Source organism: Pseudescherichia vulneris, assembly GCF_902164725.1.
Lineage (GTDB): Bacteria > Pseudomonadota > Gammaproteobacteria > Enterobacterales > Enterobacteriaceae > Pseudescherichia > Pseudescherichia vulneris.
Map to the genome: position 1 here is coordinate 1,647,893 of NZ_LR607338.1, position 2,531 is coordinate 1,650,423.

Here is a 2,531-nt window from a genome sequence, read left to right on the forward strand (position 1 = left end):
GCCGGGCCTGGAACTTCCCCCACCTTTCACTCCGCATAAGTGATCTCCATTACAGAGTGTTGTAAATAACCGGTTGCCCCTCTGCTTTCTGACGTAACAACATTGTTAAAACCCGCCGCCTGATCTAGAAACAAAATGTAACATCTTCCTGCTTCAGCCAACGGAAAACGACTATGCAAAACTCAGGGAAATACCTTATTTGGGCATTGCTCGCGGTAATAGGAGCTTTTGCCCTCGGCTATATCGCACTTAATCGGGGTGAACAGATTAATGCCTTATGGATTGTGGTGGCCGCCGTCTGTATCTATCTGATCGCCTATCGCTTTTATGGGCAGTACATCGCCCGCAACGTGCTGGCGGTGGATCCGACCCGCATGACGCCCGCCGTACGCCATAACGACGGGCTGGACTACGTTCCCACGGATAAGAAAGTGCTATTCGGTCACCACTTTGCGGCGATTGCCGGGGCGGGGCCGCTGGTGGGGCCGGTGCTGGCGGCGCAGATGGGCTATCTGCCGGGGATGATCTGGATCCTCGCCGGAGTGGTGATCGCTGGGGCAGTGCAGGATTTTATGGTGCTCTTCGTCTCTACCCGCCGCGACGGCCGTTCGCTGGGTGAGCTGGTGAAAGAGGAGATGGGGCCAACGGCGGGAGTGATCGCGCTGGTGGCCTGCTTTATGATCATGGTGATCATCCTGGCGGTGCTGGCGATGATTGTGGTCAAAGCCCTGACCCATAGCCCGTGGGGCACCTACACCGTGGCCTTCACCATTCCGCTGGCGATTTTTATGGGGATCTATATTCGCTACCTGCGTCCCGGACGCATTGGTGAAGTCTCGGTGATCGGCCTGGTGTTGCTGATTTTCGCTATCATCTCCGGCGGCTGGGTGGCAGAAAGCCCGACCTGGGCTCCGATGTTCGACTTTACCGGCGTGCAGCTGACCTGGATGCTGGTAGGCTACGGCTTTATCGCGGCGGTACTGCCGGTGTGGCTGCTGCTGGCCCCGCGCGACTACCTCTCTACCTTCCTGAAGATCGGCACCATCATTGGTCTGGCAATCGGCATTTTGATCATGCGCCCGACGCTGACCATGCCCGCCATGACCAAGTTTGTTGACGGTACCGGCCCGGTGTGGACCGGTAACCTCTTCCCGTTCCTGTTTATCACCATTGCCTGCGGGGCGGTGTCGGGCTTCCATGCCCTGATCTCCTCCGGCACCACGCCGAAGATGCTGGCCAACGAGGGCCAGGCCTGTTTGATTGGCTACGGCGGGATGCTGATGGAGTCCTTCGTGGCAATCATGGCCCTGGTCTCGGCCTGTATTATCGATCCAGGCGTCTACTTCGCGATGAACAGCCCGATGGCGGTGCTGGCCCCTGCCGGTACGGCGGACGTGGTCGCCTCGGCGGCGCAGGTGGTGAGCGGCTGGGGCTTTAGCATTACGCCGGATACCCTCAACCAGATTGCCAACGAGGTGGGCGAGCAGACCATTATCTCCCGCGCGGGCGGAGCACCGACCCTGGCGGTAGGGATGGCCTATATTCTCCACGGCGCACTGGGTGGGCTGATGGACGTCTCGTTCTGGTACCACTTCGCCATTCTGTTTGAGGCGCTGTTTATCCTCACGGCGGTGGATGCGGGCACCCGTGCGGCGCGCTTTATGCTGCAGGATCTGCTGGGGGTAATCAGCCCTGGGCTGAAGCGTACCGACTCGCTGCCCGCGAACCTGCTGGCGACGGCGCTCTGCGTGCTGGCGTGGGGCTACTTCCTCCATCAGGGGGTGGTGGATCCGCTTGGCGGGATCAATACCCTCTGGCCGCTGTTTGGTATCGCCAACCAGATGCTGGCCGGAATGGCGCTGATGCTCTGCGCGGTGGTCTTGTTCAAGATGAAGCGCCAGCGCTTCGCGTGGGTGGCCCTCGTGCCGACCGCGTGGCTGCTGATCTGTACCCTGACCGCCGGCTGGCAGAAAGCCTTTAGCCCGGATGCCAAAGTCGGTTTCCTGGCGATCGCTAACCGCTTCCAGGGGATGATCGACAGCGGCACTATTCCGGCCCAGTACACCGAATCGCAGCTAAATCAGCTGGTGTTTAACAACCGTCTGGACGCCGGGCTGACCATCTTCTTTATGGTGGTGGTGGTGGTGCTGGCGGTCTACTCGCTGAAGACCGCGCTGGCGGCGCTAAAAGAGCCCCGGCCAACGGCGAAAGAGACCCCGTACGAGCCGATGCCGGCCAATGCCGAGCAGGTAGTGGCCCAGGCAAAACGGGCGCACTGAGTTTAATCATGCCCCTCTCCCTTTGTGGGGAGGGGCAAGGAGCCTATGATGTTTGATACTCTTGCTAAGGCCGGAAAGTATTTAGGTCAGGCCGCGAAAATGATGGTCGGCGTGCCGGACTACGATAACTACGTTGCCCATATGCAGCTTAACCACCCGGACCAGACCCCGATGACCTATGAAGACTTTTTCCGCGATCGCCAGGATGCACGCTACGGCGGTAAAGGCGGAGCGCGCTGCTGCTGATCAAGC

The 2,531-nt window shown here is 59.8% G+C and carries 2 protein-coding genes; both read left to right on the forward strand.

Annotated elements, in window-relative coordinates:
- Positions 1–173: 173 nt before the first annotated feature.
- Entirely contained in the window at positions 174–2,279 is a 2,106-nt protein-coding gene (gene cstA, locus FN633_RS06880; protein WP_154057205.1) for a pyruvate/proton symporter CstA, read from the forward strand.
- A 48-nt stretch (positions 2,280–2,327) separates the two neighbouring features.
- Positions 2,328–2,525, forward strand: coding sequence for a YbdD/YjiX family protein (locus tag FN633_RS06885; RefSeq protein WP_144813762.1), 198 nt, complete (start codon positions 2,328–2,330; stop codon positions 2,523–2,525).
- The last annotated feature ends 6 nt before the right edge of the window (positions 2,526–2,531 follow it).